Source organism: Mucilaginibacter sp., assembly GCF_041663085.1.
Lineage (GTDB): Bacteria > Bacteroidota > Bacteroidia > Sphingobacteriales > Sphingobacteriaceae > Mucilaginibacter.
Window position 1 is genome coordinate 209,850 of sequence record NZ_JBAZRC010000001.1, and the last position, 20,980, is coordinate 230,829.

Genomic DNA, 20,980 nt, shown 5'->3' on the forward strand with positions numbered 1-20,980 from the left:
GTCACTGCGTCATTTTTTGGATGAACGGTGACCTAATGTTTTTTTCAATGAATAATGACAAGTGACCAATGACTAAAAACTTAGACGTTTGCCTGACCCCGGCGCTGATACCAGTATATAAGGTAGAAGATTATACGGTGGTGATCATTGATATTTTCCGCGCTACATCTTCCATCTGTTATGGGATAGAGAACGGGGCGGAGGCTATTATCCCGGTATCGGAAGTAGAGGAATGTGCCGCTTATCGCGAAAAAGGCACCGGTTACCTGCTGGCAGCCGAACGCAATGGCGAGGTGGTTGCCGGTTTTGATTTTGGCAATTCGCCTTTCTCATACACCGCCGAAAAGGTGGCGGGTAAAACAATTGTGCTTACTACAACCAACGGAACCCATGCCCTGCATCTTTCGCGCAGTGCAAAGCAGATTTTGATAGGTTCTTTCCTGAATATTACCTCATTATGCACCTACCTAAAGGGGGTGGAGGGTAATATCCTGCTGGTTTGCGCCGGTTGGCAAAACAATTTTAACCTGGAGGACGCACTTTTTGCCGGTGCAGTTATCGAGCAACTGAAAGATAGCGGCTACACCTTAGACGACCCCGCCATTGCCGCTAACGACCTGTTCCAGATTGGTAAAAATGATATCAGTAAATACCTCGGCAAAACGTCCCATGGCGAACGCCTCCGCAAATTAGGTATCGAAAAAGATATTGCGTTTTGCCTGCAGGTTGATTTGACCACCGCCATCCCCGTACTACAAGGCGAGAAGCTGGTTAAACTTGTTTAACAGCCCTGCGCCTGCGCCATCTTTTAATGATTACAAATACTATTGCAAAAACAAAGCTGTCGCGAGTTTAGCGCAGCGTAACTCGTGATGCGGCACAAGGTAAGCTTTCAGCTTAACACACTAAACCATCAATAAAATTTCTATCATACCTTTCCCATCTGCATAATCGCGTGCGCTACTGTAAAGATAATGTTCCGGCTCATCAACCCACCCCGCAGTTACCGGGTTGTTATGAATATAATCTAATTTTTGATCGATAACAGTGTTGCTCCACAATTCAATAGGATGATTTCCTTGTTGCCAAAATTGATACGTTTCATTGTTTGAATTTTGCTTCCCTTCCCGTTCAAAAAACCACAATAGCCAGTCGCGTCTGCTTTCCTGAACGTTTTCGCTGATTGCTTTTAGCAGCATTTTAGAAGTATGTCTTTTTATATCTCTCAAGATATCCTGCATGGGTTGGCCTTTAGTGCCAATTATCAAATGGACATGATTGCTCATAATTACCCATGCATATAATTCAAGACCTTTGTTTTGAATACAATATTTTAGGCTGTCAACTAATATGTCCTTATACACCCTTCTTGTAAAAACATCTATCCATCTAACTACAGAAAACGTCACAAAGTACGGTCGCTCTTGATCATGAAATTTATAACCTCTACTCATTCCGTTAAATTAATAATATCTCTATAAAGCTGAAAGCTTTATCAATGCCGTGTCACGGGTTACGCTGCGCTAAACTCGCGACAGCACAGAGAGAAGCTGGTTAAACTTGTTTAACAGCCCTGCGTCCTCTCCACCTTTTTATCAATACAAACACCGCTGCAAAAACGATTAGTAACGGCCAGTTTGATATCAGGCCAAAAAACAAGTTCTGCAGAAAATCCCAGCCATTGGTCAGCGCACTTTTTAGCTTATAGCCAAAGCCATTACCGGCGGCAACCTGTTCGGGCTGTACGGTATAAAAAGTGATGTTTAACGAGCTATAGGCAACCTGTTTGCTCATGTAGTTCAACTGGCCCTGGGTAGCTTCGATGTCGCTGCGGATCTCGGTAAGTTTTTCTTCAATATCCAGCAGGTCGCGCATTCTACCGGCACGGCTTAACAGGTTCAGGTAACGTTTTTCCAGCTGTAGTTTATTATCCAGCCGGGCTTTGGTATCGATAAACTCCGAGGTAACATCTTTTACGCGAATGTTACGGCTATCTATCTTGGTTGCGGTTGATGATACTATGCTTAAAAATGCATCAAAGTTTTTGGCAGGGATGCGGATAGTGATGGTGTATTCCTTGCTGCCCAGTGCGCCATCGGTTGTTTCGCTGTCGTTTTCGGCATAGCCGCCTAAATGCTTTAAAGAGCTGATGATCTGCTTACGGGTTTTCACAACGTCGGAGCTCTCAAAACGGATATCGCCTTCTTTGATGATCTTCTTTTCGATCTCAGCAGCGTGAGGTGCTTCGGGCATTCTTTCGCCCGCACCTCCCTTGTCAGATACTTGGTTGGCTTCAGCTTCAACAGTCTCGTCGTCGGCTTTAATTACCGGGGCAGTAAATTTTTGTGATGCCATCGTTTTTTCGGCAGGAGGCGGTGGTATCATCACTTCTGATACTTTAACCTTTTCTTCCGATTGATGCTTACATGCTGCAAATACCAACCCGGTGGCAAGCAGAATAAATAACAGGTGCTTTTTCATAATAACATAGATTTGGTTAGTTAATAGCAAATCTACATTATTATATTTCGACTTTACAAATTAAACAGAATAATATTCTGTTTAATTTGCTTTTATAGAATTATATAACGTAGACGGCTATTTTAATTTCTCATTATTCTGGTGCCTGTCTGCATCGCGGATGTTTTTCTTTTGCATATTCTTCTCCAGCGCGTCAGTCAGGTCAATACCGGTTTGGTTGGCCAGGCAGATCAATACAAACAGCACATCGGCCATTTCATCTGCCAGGTTCACCTCCTTGTCCGATGCTTTAAAGGATTGCTCGCCGTATTGCCTTGCCATAATGCGTGCCACCTCGCCAACCTCCTCCATTAACATGGCGGTATTAGTTAGCTCATTAAAATACTGTACACCGGTTGTTTTTATCCAGTTATCTACAAGATGCTGCGCTTCTTTAATTTCCATAAAACAATATTACAATAATTTAGTAAAGGCTCGTTGAACAGTTTAATTCCCTCCCTGGGGAGGGGTGCGATGGTCTGTGTGGTAGCAGGGAGGGGTTATTCGTGATGTATATCGTAAAACCCCTCCCTGCACCCTCCCGTTGGGAGGGAATCGCGCAGGCCAATGCTTTAATTTATCCTGGGGATTGATTTCTGTATACAATCATCGCTTTGCAAGTTCCGTCCTCGCAGGGTCTTCTGAAAGAGACCCTGCGCCCGCATGCAAGGCATCGCTGGTTCATGATGTAACACGTTGCGAGATTTACTCACCCCGACATTGTTTCGCTCGTCGACCCTCTCTGCTTCGCAAAGAGGGTGGGGGAATTTGGATTTCTTAAACCCTCTTTACGCGCAGCGAAGTGAGGGTCGCGCACGTAGTGCCGCGGGGTGAATAAACTCGCCACCCTGCAACCACTCACCCAATCAACCACTCTCTACTCACCCAATCCCCAAAACCCTTATCTTTGCACCCGATATGACGATGAGTGCGGGTACCCCTTTCCAATTTTTAGATCAGGACCTTTTACTGTTACCACAAAAAGCTATTTACTGGCAGCAGGAAAAAGCCCTGCTGGCGGCTGATGTGCATTTTGGCAAGGTTGGGCATTTCCGTAAGGCCGGCATCGCCATCCCACGCAATATGGAGCAGGACGACCTGGCCGTATTATCAGACCTGATCCATGAGTACCATCCCGAAAAGCTGATCTTCCTGGGCGACCTGTTCCATAGCGATATGAATAACGACTGGGATTGGTTTGTGCTTTGGCGCAGCCAGTTCCCCAGGCTGCAGATCGTCCTGATAAAGGGCAACCACGACATCATCAGCGATAAACATTATACTGACCTTGGCATCACCCTCTATAAGGAGCTAATTATGGGCCCCTTCCTGATGCTGCACCACCCGCTGCCCGATCCGGAAGTAAAAGCCGAAGGCGGTTATGTACTATGCGGGCACATCCATCCCGGCGTTAGCCTGGTTGGCCGAGGCAGGCAAAGCGTTACGCTGCCTTGTTTCGCGTTTGGTAAAAACCAGGCTATCCTGCCATCATTCGGCAAGTTTACGGGTAAAGTGGCCATCCTGAGCCGCAAGGCCGATAAGGTATTCGGGGTGTTAAAAGACAAGGTTATCGCCATCGGCTGATCCAACAGGGCGTTTTGAGGCCGTTTATTGGCGAATGAAAGCGTTATAATATCCTTAGAATTGGTGGCAACACTTTGTCACCTGCGTTTTTTTACAACAACCTTATTATGAGTAGTTTATAAATTTCAACGGCGTTCACGGCAGTGAACGTGAACACTTGCAGAGTTTGGTAAACTTTCATAAGTGCCCTGCCCGGGCATGCGCCCGGGGATAATTAAATATTTTCGCCATAACTTATTGTTTTTCTATTAGTTATTCGTAAATTCAAAATACCAAATAACCCCAAAGTATGAAAAGCGTAAAACACATCCTTGCCCGTAAGGGCAGCAATGTTATTGCTGTGCCTGCCCAAACCACCGTTTTAAATGTGCTGAAGCTGATGTCGGAAAAAAATATTGGCTCGGTAGTGGTAACCGAGAACGATAATTATATTGGCCTGGTAACCGAGCGCGACTATGCCCGTAAGATCATACTAATGGGTAAACACTCTGATGATACTACCGTTGGCGAGATCATGAGCAATAATTTCCCAAAGATAACGCCTGAATCATCGGTAGATAGTTGTATGCTCATCATGAGCGAGAACAACATCCGCTACCTGCCGGTTTTTGATAAGGAAGAGCAGCTTTGCGGTATCATCTCTATTAACGATGTGGTTTACGAAACCATCCACTCGCAAAAAGAAACGATAGAGCAGTTGCACAGTTATATTCAATCAACATAACGGGCTTTTAAAACCATTCCCTTTTTTAAAAGTTACTTACTTGCAGGATGAACAGCCTGTAAATAAGTATGTCCTATTCTTCTAAACAACAAGCTACCCCCATTATGATAGGTGCCGAGGTTTTTATTGAACCCGGGCAAACACCCGAAGAAATAGACCTTTGGTTTCGCCGCCTGCAGGAAGCCGGCATGACGGTTACACGCATCCGCCTGTTTGAAACTTATATGCACCGGCCTGATGGCAAATGGGATTACACCTTATTTGATGAAGCCTACAAGGCAGCCGATAAATATGACATCAAAATTTATGGCAACCTGTTCCCGGCCACTGCCTTTACCGACCTGGGCGGATTAAAATTCCCAAAAGATGAAGACCACCTGGGCGCTATAGCACGATATATTGAGAATGTGGTTACTCACTTTAAACAGTTCAATTCCTGCTATGGCTGGGTACCCGTGAATGAGCCGGGGGTTGGCCACTTTCCGCAGGAGCAGTTCGCTACCGATAAATACCAGGCGTGGAAAAAAGAACAGGCCAACCCCGAATATACCAGCGGCGGTTATGATCATTTCGATTTTGCCGATGAGCGCTTTCACCTGTACTACAATACCTGGTTTTTGAAATGGCTTACCGATGAGATCCATAAGCATGATGCGGGGAGCATTATCCATGTAAATAACCACGCCATATTTAAAAATGTGGCCGAATATGATTTTACCAACTGGCGCGATTTTTTGACCAGCCTTGGCGGCTCGGCGCACGCCAGCTGGCATTTTGGTTATTTTAACCGCGGGCAATCTGCATTGGCTGTTGCCGCTAATTGCGAAATCATCCGCTCGGGTGCAGGCGAGATCCCCTGGTTTATGACCGAGCTGCAGGGCGGGAATAATACCTACAGCGGTTTTTTAGCGCTTTGCCCTACAAAAGAAGAAATAAGCCAGTGGTTATGGATAGCTATAGGCTCGGAAAGTAAGGGCGCTATATTCTGGTGCTTAAACCCTCGCTCGTCAGGTATCGAAGCCGGCGAGTGGGCCATGCTCAATTATCATAATGAACCATCCGACAGGCTGCAGGCCACCGCCGATGTAATAGAAATCGTTAACGAGCACATCGGCTTTTTTGAAGATGCAAAAGAAGTACCATCGGGCATTAATATCCTGTACACCCGCGAATCGCTTTGGATCGAAAAGAAACTACAGATGGGCGGCAAAAGCTATGAAGGGCGCGATGAAGGAGGGGTGATGAAATCGGCCATTGCCTATTTTGAAGCCTTGAGTGAAGCCGGGGTACAGGCCAATTTTAAAGAGATAAGTGAATTTGATTTTACGCACGGCGATTACAATGGGGTAGCCATCATTCTGCCACACCAAATTTCTATACCATCCAAATACTGGCCTTTACTGGAAGACTTTGTGCAAAAAGGGGGTAAGCTTATTGCCGATGGTTTAACAGGTTACTACGACGAAAACGCCGTTGCCACAATGCGCCTTGGTTTCCCTTTGCGTAATTTATTCGGTGCCGATGTGTTGGAATACAAAGCCATAGATGATATGGAAGAACTGGTTATTGACGGCGTTGTATTGCCTGCATACCAGTGGCGCGGCACTTTAAAACCATATAAAGCAACCTATTTATCCTACAAGGCTGGTGAGCTTTGGGCTACGCAAAATACCCTTGGCAAGGGTACTGTTTACTGGCTACCCTCGCTTATTGGCCTGGGCATTCGCATACTTGGCGATTACGGCCACCTCAACATGTTCCTTGCCAAATCACTTGATTATACCTCATTAAACCTGCCTTTTATTTTTGAAGAACCCCAAAAAGGCGTGTTGATGAAAGTAATGGGCAACGATAAAGAATGGGTAACCATCATCATCAATAAATCGGAAGTTCGGCGCGAGTTTAAGTTGATACTGAAAAACCCATCGTTACAACCCATCGTTATTTTTGCCAACAACGGGGGTAAAGCAGGGGGTACCCACATCAGCATAGAGGCCGAAGAAACGCTGGTGATAAAATGGGTTTAATCAGTTTACTGTTTCTTCTTTTTCATGCGCCTTGCCTCAGCAAGTGCCGCATCCTCTGTTACGCGATAGGCAACAATCCTGTTTATCAGGTCAACCGGTAGCGGTTCATCCAATGGGAATTGTACCGAACCTTTTGCGCCTTTATAAGCTGATAGCTCATCCTTAAAATGTGCTATAGCACCTGCGCCGGGATAAAAACCAATATGCTTATCCCAGCCGGCAAAGTAAACCAGCACGCTGTTAACTTTATATGCAGGCATGGCGTAACTTATTACCTCCTGCGCCTGCGGCACAGCTTTTTTTATAACCTGGCGTATCTGCTGTAAACGCTTTTGTACATCTGCCGGAAAGGCAGCTATATATTCATCCGCATTATTGGGTTTCTGCATGGCCATGGTATCAGGTTGGTTAACACTAATTTACAATTACCCCTGTTTGCTCATATCCATAAACAGCGCATTCCAGCGGTGGCCATCGGGGTCTGTAAAGGCGCAGCCGTACATCCAGCCCTGTATTTCGGCAGGCGGGGCAAAAACGTCACCACCGGCAGCGGTTACTTTTTGGGCTATTTCTTCAACCTCGGCACGGCTTTCGGCGCTAAAAGAAAATATTACTTCGGTGCCTTTATTAGTATCTGCTATAGCATTTTGAGTTGCTCCTTTAAATACATTTTCTACAATAAGCATCACAATAGTCTCTTTATCTCCTACTACAAGCGGGGCCATTGTATCGCTGTTACCTGGTCCGTCTTTAAAAGAAAAGCCAATAGCTGTAAAAAACTTTCTTGAAAGGTTAAGATCCTTAACCGGCAGGTTCATCCATAATTCCTTAGTCATGATGTTAGTTTTAATGGTAAATAATTATATATCAAAGATATGGCGGCTAATGCATATGCAGGGGGTGTTATTGCGACCATTTAAAGGGTAAATACCGACATTTCGTTACATATCTGCTAAAACGTTATTCGTACTTATCTGTTTAATTGATTAATAGTCTAATAATAATTAGGAAACGACAAATGTTTTTTCATATTTGTTTAAATATTTACCCTATACAACATCTCACCAGTGAATATTGACCTTACTAACTGCGATAGAGAACCTATCCATATCCCCGGGAAAATCCAATCTCATGGGTTTTTGATTGTTATTAACCAGGATGACCTTATCGTTTATCATAGTGATAATATTGCAGATTTTATCCCTGATATTACGCCTAACCTATTAGGGAGGTGTATCAGTACCATTGAGCCCATTATAGGAAAAAACGAACCGCCAAACTTCATTCATCAGCTTACAACATTTGGTAAAACTAATGGGTTTGATCAAACCAATCCCTTCAATACAGATATACGGGGCAAGGCTTTCCACCTGATCATATCTGCTACAGCAGATTTCTACTTACTGGAGTTTGAACCTGCGTACTCTGACAGTGCTACCGACGTACAAAAAATGATAGGCCGTTCGATATCTGAGATGCTTGCCGACAAAAACCTTCAGAACCTTTTAAACAATAGCGCCAAACAGGTAAAAAATGTAATCGGATACGACAGGGTAATGATTTATCGCTTTGCCGAGGATGGGCATGGCGAGGTTATAGCTGAGGCTAGAAATGCTGACCTGCCATCATGGTTAGGGCTGCATTATCCCGCATCAGATATACCTAAACAGGCCCGCGAACTATATAAGGTAAATTTAACCCGTTTAATTGCCAATGTGCATACCACGCCCGCGGCTATTTTAACGGTAGCAGATAACGAAGTGCCGTTGGATATGACCAGCTCGCATTTACGTGCGGTTTCACCCATTCACATCCAGTATCTTAAAAATATGGGGGTCGAATCCAGTTTCAGTATTTCGCTAATATACAAGGGCGAGCTTTGGGGCCTTATTGCCTGCCATAATTACTCGCCAAGGTTTATAGATTACCGTTCGCGCGAGTCGGCTAAGCTGATAGGGCAGATCTTATCATCAGCCCTTGAATTTAGGCAAGACGAGGAGAACCAGCTTATCCAGGAACTTTTTAAGAGCGCGGTTGACCAGCTAAGCCGATTGATGTTAAAGGATAATAACATTGACAATGCTTTAACCGCCCATAACGTAACCCTGCTTAACGCGGTTGATGCTACCGGTGCCGCTTTGATATTTGAGAACAACATAACAAAACTTGGTATTACCCCAAACGACCAACAAATAACCGGGCTGGTTAGCTGGTTAAAAACCCATATAACCGACAATTTTTATTACACTAACCAATTGCCATCAGAATATTCAGCAGCAATGTTGTATCGTGATATAGCATCGGGTATAATGGTTACCACCTTATCGCGCGAGTTTGGCGAATACGTTATATGGTTTAAGCCCGAGCAACTGGCAACAATTACCTGGGCGGGCAACCCCGAAAAACCGGTAGAAGTAAACGCTGATGGGATCTCACATATATCGCCCCGTCATTCTTTCGAGGCATGGTCGCAAACGGTATCGGGTACCTCAAAAAAATGGACGAACGAGGAAATAAAATCTGTTGTACGTTTACGTAGCGAGATCACTTACGCCATCAATCAAAAAGCCGGCGCCATTCGCCTGCTTAACGAAAAACTGAAACAGGCATATGAAGAACTGGATACCTTTAGCTTCACCATATCGCACGACCTGAAGAACCCGATATCGACCATAAAAAGTTTTTCGCAAATATTGCTGCGCGATAAAGACATGAAGCCTCAATCGGTTAAAATATTAGAGCGGATAAATAAAGGCGCCGATAAAATGAACAACATGATCAACGAGGTGCTGGATTACTCCCGCATTGGCCGGTCGGAACTGGTTCTCTCGGATATTGACCCTGCGCCGATGATACATGATATTGTACGCGACCTGTTGTTGATATATGATATTGACGAAAGCTGTATCACTATTGGCCCTACCCCCAAAATACAGGGCGACGCGGTAATGTTATCGCAGGTATTCTCAAACATCATCAGCAACGCTGTAAAATACTCGATGATGGCCGATCTGCAAAATGTACGTATTGCCGGTACAGAGGGTGATAACGAAGTGATATACACCATTACAGACAACGGTTTAGGCATAGATATAAAACAACTGCCGCGTATATTTGAACTCTTCCACCGTACCGATAATGTGGGCGATATAGAAGGATCGGGGGTGGGCCTTGCCATTGTAAAGCGTATTGTAGAAAAACACCGCGGTAAAATATGGGTAGATAGTGAACCCGGCAAAGGCTCAACTTTTTATATCGCGTTTAATAAATAGGGAATTACATGTTAGGAGACGCGAAGTATCGCGTCTCTACATCAACCGGATCAGTGCGCTTTTGCAAACCACTCGCCAAACTTCAAAAAAGTTTCGTTAGCGGCAGCTATCACCACGGCTTCCTGCCCGGGGTTTTGGGCCTGGTTGTTTAGAGCTTGTTTAAAGGTGCCCCACATCTGTTCGGTTTTATCACCATAGCCTGAAAAAAAGGACATGCCCTTGTCAAAGCCCAGTTGTTGCTGCATCATTTTACTAATGATCTTACCACCCAGCGTAGAACCCTCAATAACGTATAAAGCGCCAAGGGCCTCTAAATGATCATTGATTCTTGGCAGGTAATTTCCTGTTGCTTTTGCAGGTACGCCATCACCCAGCGCCAAAATATCGTCTGCTATTGCCTGGGTTTTGCGCCGTTGCGTACTATCTGTTAGCAGGGTACCATCAATAGTTTTATTAATTTGTGTTTCCAATCCGCCAAAATAGCCGTAAAACAACTTTAACAGGCCGGCATACTCCTGCGCCGAACGGATGGATTTTAGCCTGCCAATCAGCGCTTTTTCTAATATTTGATGATTTTGTTTGGTTTCCTCTTTTAATTTATCTGATAGCATGCTTTTCTGTCAATTTTTATACAAATAAAACCGTGCCGAATCGCCTCTTTGTATGGCATTCAATGCTGCAGACCTTTCTTCGAATGCGGCAAGTTCCTGGGGGGTGAACACTGTTTCTATAGGATATGTTTGATGCGTATCGGGTTCCATTAAAGGGATACCCCGTTCATACAATTCGCTACCCCAAAACTGGAACGCGGTAGAGTCAAAGATCGTTTGCTTTATGGTAAAGCCGGCTTTCTCGGCCAAAAGGTCCATACTTTTTAAAGTATGAAGCACAAAATGCCTTGGCGCATCTAACTGCACCCAGTTCTCTTTATAAATATCCCATACTTCGCCCAAAATGGGGATACATACTAAAAACACGCCCCCCTTTTTTAACAACCGGTGGCATTCCTTCAATTCCTTAACCTGCTCATCCATATGTTCTAAAACATGATGGGTAATCAGCACATCATAAGTGTTTGAGGGTAATTCAGAAAGGTCCTTTTTTAAAACTTTAACGCCATAACCGTGGTCTATCTCGTGGCCTATAAATTTGTCAACGCCGGTAACATGCTGAAACCCCTCATTAAATAACAAGGAAATAAGCTGGCCTTTGCCGCACCCAATATCCAGTATTTTTGCATTGGGCATGGTGTTAATGGGTTTAAGGTACCCCAGTGTTTTATTGTCTGATGTTTTGTATTTCTTCCTCATGCGCATACCACCCCTTAGCCGCTTTAAAAAGGGAAGCCGCTTTAACGGTGGTATTATTTGGTTAAACGACATGTAATATGGCGGGTAATGTTTATTAATATCAGCTGGCACCTGCAATATCTGGATGCAGCCACAATTAGGGCATTCTCCATACGGGAATTCCTCGCGGGTGCCAAACATCATTTCTTTAAAGGTGTACTTTGGGTTTAAAGGGGTACTACATACCCTGCAGTTTACTGGCGTCATATTATACATTAGGCTGAATTTCAAAGTTAGGATAATTTTAAAACTACTCTCCTCATGTACGCAAATGCCTCATGGATGTATAAATGCTTAAACACTTGCTATTTACAATTATAATAATTAGCATTGTGTAATAATGACACAATAATTATTGCGATCATTATATAACCAATTATCATAGCTGTTAATCCCTTACGCTAAAAACTTTTTATGAATAAAAACTACCTGCTGCTGCTGGCATTATTGCCTGCCGCTGTATCTGCACAAACCAAATGGACCGAAACCAAAAACGGCAACATTGCTTTTGTAAGCAATAAAGGCGGGCAAAGCCTTGGGTATTCAACTACATCGGGTGTTAAAATTTTAACCGTTAATGGCCTCGCCTTTAAAGATTTGAACAAGAACGGCAAGCTGGATAAGTATGAAGACTGGCGCCTGCCGGTTGACGTACGAGCAAAAGACCTTGCCTCAAAGATGAGTGTTGAACAAATTGCCGGGCTGATGCTGTACAGTCGCCACCAGATGATCCCCGCTGCACCGGTTGGGCCGTTCGCAGGTTTTTATGGCGGTAAGCCATTTGCCGAAAGCGGCGCTAATCCGTTCGACCTGTCAGATCAGCAGAAACAGTTTTTAGAAAAAGATAACGTACGCCACGTGTTGGTTACATCGGTACAAAGCCCGGAAGTAGCCGCCAAGTGGAGCAACAATGCGCAGGCATTTGTAGAAGGTATTGGCCTGGGAATACCGGCCAATAACAGTTCAGACCCACGCCACGGCACTGTGGCTACTGCCGAGTATAATGGCGGTGCAGGTGGCACTATTTCTATGTGGCCGGGTTCGCTTGGCATGGCAGCTACGTTTAACCCTGCCGAAACCCAAAAATTTGGCAAAATAGCCGCGCAGGAATACCGCGCGCTGGGTATAGCAACAGCACTATCTCCACAGGTTGATATCTCTACCGACCCACGCTGGAACCGGGTAAGCGGCACCTTTGGCGAAGACCCGCAGCTGGCTGCCGATATGGCCCGTGCTTATATCGATGGTTTTCAAACCTCAACGGGTACAAAAGAAATAAGCGGAGGCTGGGGCTACAACAGCGTTAACGCCATGGTGAAACATTGGCCGGGTGGCGGTGCGGGCGAAGGTGGCCGCGATGCGCATTACGGCTTTGGCAAATATGCCGTTTACCCTGGCAATAATTTTAATGAGGCCATGATCCCTTTTACACAAGGCGCGTTTAAGCTTGCCGGTAAAACAGGTATGGCTGCTGCAGTGATGCCTTATTACACGATCAGTTTTAATCAGGATACCAAAAACCACGAGAATGTGGCCAATAACTACAATAAATACATCATTACTGATCTGCTGCGCAACAAGTATCATTACGATGGTGTGGTTTGTACCGATTGGCTGGTTACCGGCGATGAAACGGTTATCAACAGTTTCCTGTCAGGTAAATCATGGGGGATGGAAAAAGCTACCATTGCCGAACGCCATTACAAAATACTGATGGCGGGAGTAGATCAGTTTGGTGGTAATAACGATATGGGCCCGGTTTTAGAAGCTTACAAAATGGGCGTAAAAGATCATGGCGAAGCTTTTATGCGCGCCCGGTTTGAGCAATCGGCTGTGCGTTTGTTAAGGGGGAGTTTCCGAACAGGATTATTTGAGAACCCTTACCTGGATGTTGAAGTGACCAAAAAAACCGTGGGCAACCCCGAATTTATGAAGGCGGGTTACGAGGCGCAGCTAAAATCTATTGTGATGCTGAAGAACAAGGCGAACGTGTTGCCCCTGCAAACAGGCAAAACAATTTATGTGCCTAAGAAATTTACCCCGGCAGGTAAAAACTTCCTGGGGATGCCTTATCCCGAAAAAACAGAATACCCGGTAAATATAGAGACCGTTAAAAAGTATTTTAAAGTAACCGAAAACCCTGACGAGGCCGATTATGCCCTTGTATTTATTGCCAGCCCTATTGGCCATGGCGGTTATAGCGAGGATGATGCCAAAAGCGGGGGCAATGGCTACCTGCCGGTATCTTTACAATATGGCAAATACACCGCCGAAACTGCCCGCGAAACCAGTATTGCAGGCGGAGACCCTTTAGAAACATTCACGAACCGCAGCTACAAGGGCAAATCAGAAACATCAACCAATGTTACCGACCTGGCCATGGTAACCGATACTTACGCCAAAATGAAAGGCAAGCCTGTTATTGTATCGGTGAACCTGAATAACCCAATGGTTTTTGCCGAACTGGAAAAACAGGCCAGTGCCATTATTGCCGATTTTGGTGTACAGGGACAAGCTAACCTTGATATCCTGACCGGCAAAGCAGAACCATCAGCTTTATTGCCGCTGCAAATGCCATTGGATATGAAAGTTGTAGAAGCACAATTTGAAGATGTACCGCATGATATGAAATGCTACACCGACTCTGAAGGCCATACTTACGATTTCGGTTACGGCTTAAACTGGAAAGGTGTTATTAAAGATGCCCGCACAGCAAAGTATAGTAAACCGGCTGTAAAACCGTAAATTGGTTTTAGTTTATTATTTTAACCACAGAGTTCACAGAGATTTACACAGAGAGCGCAAAGAAGCTTACTAAAAAACCTTTGTGGCTTTTCCTTTGTGTACTCTGTGGTAAAAAACCTTAATCCTAAATTATGAAGCGCTTAATTATCTTATCATTATTCCTTGTAACTGCTTATGCTGTAAACGCTCAAAGCGATCTCAAAATAGTAGAAACCGATGCCGGTAAAATATCAGGAACGGTAAGTGAAGATAAAAGCGTCAGTATATTTAAGGGGATACCCTTTGCCGCGCCGCCCGTTGGCGAACTTCGCTGGAAAGCCCCGCAACCGGTAACCCCATGGGCTGGCGTTAAGGAGTGTACCGATTTTGCCAAAAGCCCTATACAGGGCAAACCAAACGAATTTGGCGTTTATACCCGCGAGTTTTTGATCAAAGACGAACCCCTAAGCGAGGACTGCCTTTACCTGAACGTTTGGACGGGCGCAAAAACATCTTCCGAAAAAAGGCCGGTGATGGTTTGGATCTACGGTGGCGGCTTTGTAAGCGGCGGTACCAACGTGCCTATTTATGACGGAGAAGCATTGGCTAAAAAAGGCATCATACTGGTAAGCGTTCCTTACCGTGTTGGAATATTGGGTTTCCTTGCTCACCCGGAACTGACGAAAGAATCGCCTGATCATGCATCTGGCAATTACGGGTTAATGGATCTGCTGGCTGCATTAAAATGGATTCAGAAAAATATTGCGGCTTTTGGCGGTGATCCGTCTAATGTAACCATTGCAGGGCAATCTGCAGGATCGATGGCTGTAAACAGTTTGGTGGCATCGCCCTTAGGTAAAGGCCTGTTCAAAAAAGCTATTGCCGAAAGCGGCGCCAGTTTTATTGCAGGACCATTTGGCGGCACTACCCTGAAACGGGCAGAGGTGGCCGGTGTAAAATCTGCCGAAAGGCTTGGCGCAACATCGTTAGCCGATTTGCGTAAGCTGCCCGCCGAAACATTACTTAAGCAATTTGGCGGCGGCCCTATCGTTGATGGCTACGTACTTCCGGAAAGTATCGGTGCAATTTTTGCCGCAAATAAAGAGAACGCTGTGCCTGTACTCACAGGTTGGAATGCCGACGATGCATTTCTTGGTCCGCTTAAAAACGCGGCAGAGTATACCGCCGATGCAAAGAAAAAATACGGTAACAAAGCCACGGAATTCCTGAGACTTTTCCCGGCATCAACAGATACGGAAGCAGAGGCTTCACAGATAGCTATTTCCCGCGATCAAATTTTCGGTATACAAAACTATACCTGGGCAAAGGTGCAAAGCGCAAAAGGCAAAGCAAAGATTTATGTATACCGCTTTACCCGCCGCCTGCCCGCTACCGAAGCATTTAAAAAATACGGCGCTTTCCACACCGGCGAAGTGGCATATGTATTCAATAACCTAAAATTCCTGCACCGCCCGTTTGAGCCTATCGATCATCAACTGGCCAATACCATCTCATCTTACTGGGTAAATTTTGTAAAAAGCGGCAACCCTAATGGTACAGGACTACCTGCATGGCCCGCATTTAATACCACCACTAACCAGGTAATGTACCTGGGCGAAAAACCCGCGGCAAAATCATTAGCAGATAAAGCCGCGCTTGAGTTTATGGTGAAGGATGTGAAGTAAAAAAATGAGTGAGTCATCCTGAGCATGTCGAAGGACACAGGGGCATAGTCAGTTAATGGTTCGACAAGCTCACCATGACAAGTTTCTCACGTCCGTGCAATAACATGGCGGCAAATTGTATTATTACAAACCGTACCTTTAGATAAACCCGTAATACACCTATCATGAGAATCTTTACCAGGCTTACCATACTCCTGCTGTGTTTTATCGTTTCCAACTTATCCGCGCAAAACATTAATCCTAATCTGCTGAGTAAACAATGGAAAGCCCAATGGGTCACCGTACCTAATGAGCCCAACAACGGATACGGTGTTTATCATTTTCGCAAGAGTGTTGACCTCCCTACCAAACCCGCCAGGTTTGTGATCCATGTATCGGCAGATAACCGTTACAAACTTTATGTGAATGACAAGCTGGTTAGCATGGGCCCAGCCCGTGGCGATACCTATTACTGGAATTACGAAACCATCGATATAGCCCCTTATTTAGAAGGGGGCAAAAACACTGTTGCCGCTTTGGTTTGGAACGATGGCGACACCCGCCCCGAAGCCCAGATCTCGGAACGCACGGCGTTCATATTACAGGGCGATACCGAAAAAGAAGAGATCCTGAACACCAACAAAACCTGGAAGGGTATCCGCAATAAAGCGTATGCGCCGTTAACGGGCGTGGGCTACTCTACCTACTACGTTGCCGGACCGGGCGAAATGCTGGATATGCACGAAACTATAAAAGATTGGACAGCCAACAGCTTTAATGACGGCCAATGGCTGCAAGCTCAAAAAATAGATAATGGCAACCCAAAGGGCATAGCCAATGCTTTTGGATGGATGCTGGTACCATCGCCCATCCCTCAAATGGAATTGAAAACGCAGCGGCTGGCATCCTTGCGCAAATCAAAAGGCTTTACCGCCCCGGCTGGTTTCCCGGCTTCAAAAACCGCAGTTACTATCCCGGCAAACACCACCGCATCTATGCTGCTGGATCAATCTTTTCTGACCAATGCTTATTTAACCCTGAATATGAGCGGGGGCCACAAAGCCGGCATTTCCTTCACTTACTGCGAATCGCCGATGGTGAACGTGGGCAACACCTATCAAATGGTAAAGCCTAACCGCAACGATGTAGATGGGTATAAATTTGTTGGCCGTAAGGATAGCATCACTGCCGATGGCTCGGCAAACCAAAGTTTTACAACGCTGGCTTTCCGCACGTTTAGGTACATATTGGTAAACATTACCACCAAAGACCAGCCACTAATCATTGATGATATTTACGGAACCTACACCGGTTTTCCTTTTAAACTAAATGCCAAAATACAAACCGGCAACCCCGAAACCCAGCAGATCATGGATATTGGCTGGCGCACCGCCCGCTTATGCGCGGTAGAAACCTACTTTGATTGCCCTTACTACGAGCAACTGCAGTACGTTGGCGACGGTCGCATCCAGGCCATGGTTTCTTACTATAACACCGGCGACGACCGCCTTGCCCGCAACGCTCTTAACCTGATAGACCACTCGCGCATTGCCGAGGGGATAACGCTGAGCAGGCACCCGTCATACAGTCCGCAGATCATATCTACCTTTTCGCTTTGGTATATCAGCATGCTGCACGATTACTGGATGTACCGCAACGACCCTAAATTTGTAAAAGATAAGTTGGACGGCGTGCGGCAGGTGCTGGCGTTCTTCAGCAAGTACCAACAAGCCGATGGCTCACTAAAAGATTTACCTTATTGGAAATTTGTAGACTGGATAAACAAAAACTCATCCGACAAAAAAGGCTGGGATTTTGGTCAGTCCCCAAAAGATGGCAATGGCAACTCGGCAATATTGGATATGCAGTTATTATGGACATACCAACAAGCTGCCGAAATGGAGGCCCAACTTGGACTGCCTGTTTATGCGCAGCAATACCGCGCTAAGGCAGCGCAGCTAAAACAAACCATTCAAAATAAATACTGGGTTGCCGGTAAGGGGCTTTATGCCGATACCAAAGATAAAGACACTTACTCGCAGCATGCAAATACACTTGCTATTTTAAGCGGGGTATCAACTGGTGCCAACGCCAATGCCCTTGGTAAAAAGCTGGAGAGTGACGCCAGCCTGGTAGAATCGACCATTTATTTTAAATACTATGTACACCAGGCCATGGTAAAAGGTGGTTTGGGTGATGATTATATGAGCTGGCTGGATATTTGGCGCAACAACATCAAAATGGGCCTCACCACCTGGGCCGAGATCTCTGACCTGGAACATAACCGGTCCGACTGTCACGCCTGGGGGGCCAGTCCTAATATCGAATTTTTCCGAACGGTGCTGGGGATAGACAGCTATGCGCCGGGTTTCAGCAAAATAAAGATAGAACCGCATTTGGGCAAAATGGAAAACGCCTCCGGCGAGATGCCGCACCCTAATGGGACAGTGGCGGTTAATTATGCTAAAACCGGTGCCAAATGGAACATCAGCATCAATCTGCCTGTAAAAACGGATGGGGTTTTGGTTTGGAAGGGAAAGAGTTATTATTTAAAGGGCGGGAGGAATACGCTGATTATATAATTCATTAAGACCCTGCTGTCGCGAGCTTTCATCTGTGGTAAGCTGAAAGCTTACCCTGTGCTTTATCACGAGTTACGCTAACGCTAAACTCGCGACAGCAGGCATTTTGTAGAGGCGGGAAATTTCCTGTCTCCTTTATCACACCTATAACTCTCAATTCCGTTGCTTCAATGTCATAAAACCCAATTAATAAAAACCGCTTTAGGGTAATGGGGTTAGTATTACAACGTGTTCGCTGATAAAATAACACCCGCATTACAATTATGTTATGCGTATGCTGTTTATTTGGCGTTTAATATTATAGCTAAATAATATCTATTTATTATTAAAAATGTGATATTTACGCACTGAAACCTGCTTATACAATTCAACCCATATCACCGGTTACATGAAAACAACGCCTTCTAAGTTAAAAATCCTTTCAATTGATATCGGTGGCTCCAGTATTAAAGCTACTATCCTTGACAGTAAGGGCAACCTTACCATGGATTATAAAAAAACAGCAACCCCCAAACCGGCTAATCCCGAGAATGTGGTTAAGGCTATTAATGCACTGGTGAAAGATTTTCCGGCTTTTGATAAAATATCGGTAGGCTTCCCTGGCTATGTACGCAACAGCATTGTAAAAACAGCGCCAAACCTGGGTAACGATTACTGGAAGGATGTTGATTTTAGAAAACTGCTGCAGAACGATTTGGGCAAAGATGCACAGGTTGTGAATGATGCCGATATGCAGGGCCTTGGCGTAGTAAGCGGCAAAGGGCTTGAAATGGTAATTACCCTGGGTACAGGTTTTGGCACCGCTCTGTTAATGGACGGGCACCTGTTGCCGCACCTGGAGGTATCACATCACCCTGTATCAAAAGGCCGCGATTACGATCAGTATATTGGCGATAAGGCGCTTGATGAAATAGGCGAAAAAAAGTGGAACCGCCGCATCAAAAAGGTTTTTGAAATATTAAAAACCGTATTCAACTACGACTATTTATATATAGGCGGCGGCAACTCTGACCTGCTTGATTTTAAGCTGGACAAAAACATGAAAATAGTAACCAATGCCGACGGCATTAAAGGCGGGGCCAAATTGTGGCAGGAGGATAAGCACCCCGTTACACATACCGCAATGGCAACCCCAACCAAATAATCATCTTTCTTTACTTACAACAATGGAAAAACAAAACAAAGAACTGGAACAATTAGCAATAGATACCGTAAGGATACTTGCGGCAGATGCAGTACAAAAAGCAAATTCGGGCCACCCGGGCACGGCAATGGCTTTAGCCCCAATGGGCCATGTACTTTGGACCAAGTTTTTAAATTATAATCCCAAAAACCCTGATTTTGCAAACCGCGACAGGTTTATCCTTTCTGCCGGTCACGCTTGTATCTTACAATATAATTTCCTGTACTTAACAGGGTATGATCTTTCTTTAGATGATATCAAACAATTCCGCCAGTTAAACAGCAAAACGGCAGGCCACCCCGAGTACGGTTTGGCACCGGGCGTTGATGTTACAACCGGTCCGTTGGGCCAGGGTTTTGCAAACGGTGTTGGTTTTGCCATTGCCCAAAAACATTTGTCAGCACGTTATAATAAACCAGGTTTTGATCTTTTCAACTACAACGTCTACTCAATAGTGAGCGATGGTGATATGATGGAAGGTGTAACTTCTGAAGCGGCTTCACTGGCAGGTCACTTACAGTTGGGTAACTTAATTTACTTATACGACGATAACCACATCTCTATTGAAGGCAGCACTGATATAGCCTTTAACGAAGATGTTAGCGCCCGTTTCCGCGCCTATGGCTGGCACGTACAGGATCTGCCGGATGTTAACGATACCCATGCCTTAGAGCTGGCTCTCATCAACGCAAAATCTGAAACACAAAAACCATCGTTGATCCGCGTACGTTCATTGATCGCTTACGGTAGCCCTAACAAATCGGGTACTGCAGGTTCACACGGTTCGCCGCTGGGTGCTGATGAAATAAAACTGGTAAAAGAATTCTTTGGTTTCGATCCGGAGAAATCATTCAACGTACCTGCCGAAGTATTAAAATACTACCACGAAAAAGGCGCACGCGGTGAGAAAACCGAAGCCAAATGGAACGAGCTTTTTGCCAAATACAAAGAGAAATTCCCTGAGTTAGCTGCAGAATACGAAGCTGCGTTTGCTGGTGAATTACCAAAAGGCTGGACAGATAAACTGCCGGTGTTTAAAGGCTCTGACCCTAAAATGGCAACCCGCCAGGCATCTGGTAAAGTGTTAAATGCTGTTGCTGCAAGCCTGCCAAACTTAATTGGTGGTGCAGCCGATTTAGCGCCATCAACCGAAACCAACTTAAAAGATTTTGATTCATTTACTTCAGAGAACAGGGGTGGCCGCAACTTCCACTTCGGTATCCGCGAGCATGCCATGGGTTCGGCTTTAAACGGTATGTCCTTAACAAAAGGCTTGTTACCGTTTGGAGCAACCTTCCTGCAATTTGCTGATTATATGCGCCCGCCGATCCGTTTGGCGGCCATTATGAAG

17 protein-coding genes are annotated in these 20,980 nt (G+C 45.2%); 10 read left to right on the plus strand and 7 right to left on the minus strand.

The features are described from left to right. Positions 1-68: 68 nt before the first annotated feature. Positions 69-785: a 2-phosphosulfolactate phosphatase gene (locus WC615_RS01000; protein WP_372976279.1), complete on the plus strand. Its 717-nt coding sequence runs from the start codon at positions 69-71 to the stop codon at positions 783-785. Between the two features lie 120 nt (positions 786-905). On the opposite strand, the gene WC615_RS01005 is transcribed toward WC615_RS01000, so the two are convergent. The 3 genes from WC615_RS01005 to WC615_RS01015 all read right to left on the minus strand — a co-directional run bounded on the left by WC615_RS01005 (position 906) and on the right by WC615_RS01015 (position 2,925). After that, on the minus strand, positions 906-1,454 hold the full coding sequence (locus WC615_RS01005; RefSeq protein WP_372976280.1) for a transposase: 549 nt from the start codon (positions 1,452-1,454) through the stop codon (positions 906-908). A 100-nt stretch (positions 1,455-1,554) separates the two neighbouring features. After that, positions 1,555-2,481: a DUF4349 domain-containing protein gene (locus tag WC615_RS01010; RefSeq protein ID WP_372976281.1), complete on the minus strand. Its 927-nt coding sequence runs from the start codon at positions 2,479-2,481 to the stop codon at positions 1,555-1,557. A 117-nt stretch (positions 2,482-2,598) separates the two neighbouring features. Next, entirely contained in the window at positions 2,599-2,925 is a 327-nt protein-coding gene (locus tag WC615_RS01015; RefSeq protein ID WP_372976282.1) for a nucleotide pyrophosphohydrolase, read from the minus strand. Between the two features lie 519 nt (positions 2,926-3,444). Here WC615_RS01015 and pdeM point away from each other — a divergent pair. The 3 genes from pdeM to WC615_RS01030 all read left to right on the plus strand — a co-directional run bounded on the left by pdeM (position 3,445) and on the right by WC615_RS01030 (position 6,855). After that, the gene (pdeM, locus tag WC615_RS01020; protein ID WP_372976283.1) at positions 3,445-4,104 is read left to right on the plus strand and encodes a ligase-associated DNA damage response endonuclease PdeM; all 660 of its coding nucleotides are present in this window, start codon (positions 3,445-3,447) and stop codon (positions 4,102-4,104) included. 289 nt (positions 4,105-4,393) lie between these two features. Further along, positions 4,394-4,828: a CBS domain-containing protein gene (locus tag WC615_RS01025; protein ID WP_372976284.1), complete on the plus strand. Its 435-nt coding sequence runs from the start codon at positions 4,394-4,396 to the stop codon at positions 4,826-4,828. Positions 4,829-4,896: 68 nt separating this feature from the next. Continuing rightward, positions 4,897-6,855, plus strand: a complete 1,959-nt coding sequence (locus tag WC615_RS01030; RefSeq protein ID WP_372976285.1) for a beta-galactosidase trimerization domain-containing protein — start codon at positions 4,897-4,899, stop codon at positions 6,853-6,855. Positions 6,856-6,860: 5 nt separating this feature from the next. On the opposite strand, the gene WC615_RS01035 is transcribed toward WC615_RS01030, so the two are convergent. Both WC615_RS01035 and WC615_RS01040 read right to left on the minus strand, forming a co-directional pair. Then, positions 6,861-7,250 carry an iron chaperone gene (locus WC615_RS01035; RefSeq protein WP_372976286.1) on the minus strand — a complete coding sequence of 130 codons (390 nt, stop codon included), beginning with the start codon at positions 7,248-7,250 and terminating at the stop codon, positions 6,861-6,863. Between the two features lie 30 nt (positions 7,251-7,280). Continuing rightward, the gene (locus WC615_RS01040; RefSeq protein WP_372976287.1) at positions 7,281-7,691 is read right to left on the minus strand and encodes a VOC family protein; all 411 of its coding nucleotides are present in this window, start codon (positions 7,689-7,691) and stop codon (positions 7,281-7,283) included. Positions 7,692-7,922: 231 nt separating this feature from the next. On the opposite strand from WC615_RS01040, the gene WC615_RS01045 reads away from it, so the two are divergent. Then, complete coding sequence (locus WC615_RS01045; protein WP_372976288.1) at positions 7,923-10,127, plus strand: ATP-binding protein; 2,205 nt, start codon at positions 7,923-7,925, stop codon at positions 10,125-10,127. 50 nt (positions 10,128-10,177) lie between these two features. On the opposite strand, the gene WC615_RS01050 is transcribed toward WC615_RS01045, so the two are convergent. Together WC615_RS01050 and WC615_RS01055 are read right to left on the minus strand one after the other, a co-directional pair. Next, positions 10,178-10,738, minus strand: a complete 561-nt coding sequence (locus WC615_RS01050; protein WP_372976289.1) for a biliverdin-producing heme oxygenase — start codon at positions 10,736-10,738, stop codon at positions 10,178-10,180. A 9-nt stretch (positions 10,739-10,747) separates the two neighbouring features. Continuing rightward, complete coding sequence (locus tag WC615_RS01055) at positions 10,748-11,683, minus strand: class I SAM-dependent methyltransferase (protein WP_372976290.1); 936 nt, start codon at positions 11,681-11,683, stop codon at positions 10,748-10,750. 207 nt (positions 11,684-11,890) lie between these two features. Between WC615_RS01055 and WC615_RS01060 the strand changes: the two genes are divergently transcribed. From WC615_RS01060 to WC615_RS01080, 5 genes are all read left to right on the plus strand, one after another. Next, entirely contained in the window at positions 11,891-14,221 is a 2,331-nt protein-coding gene (locus tag WC615_RS01060; protein ID WP_372976291.1) for a glycoside hydrolase family 3 N-terminal domain-containing protein, read from the plus strand. A 131-nt stretch (positions 14,222-14,352) separates the two neighbouring features. Beyond that, positions 14,353-15,885, plus strand: a complete 1,533-nt coding sequence (locus tag WC615_RS01065) for a carboxylesterase/lipase family protein (protein ID WP_372976292.1) — start codon at positions 14,353-14,355, stop codon at positions 15,883-15,885. Between the two features lie 164 nt (positions 15,886-16,049). Then, entirely contained in the window at positions 16,050-18,446 is a 2,397-nt protein-coding gene (locus WC615_RS01070; RefSeq protein WP_372976293.1) for an alpha-L-rhamnosidase C-terminal domain-containing protein, read from the plus strand. 388 nt (positions 18,447-18,834) lie between these two features. Continuing rightward, positions 18,835-19,590: an ROK family protein gene (locus tag WC615_RS01075; protein WP_372976294.1), complete on the plus strand. Its 756-nt coding sequence runs from the start codon at positions 18,835-18,837 to the stop codon at positions 19,588-19,590. Positions 19,591-19,612: 22 nt separating this feature from the next. After that, positions 19,613-20,980: transketolase family protein (locus WC615_RS01080; protein WP_372976295.1), on the plus strand; the 1,368-nt coding region annotated here is incomplete at its 3' end.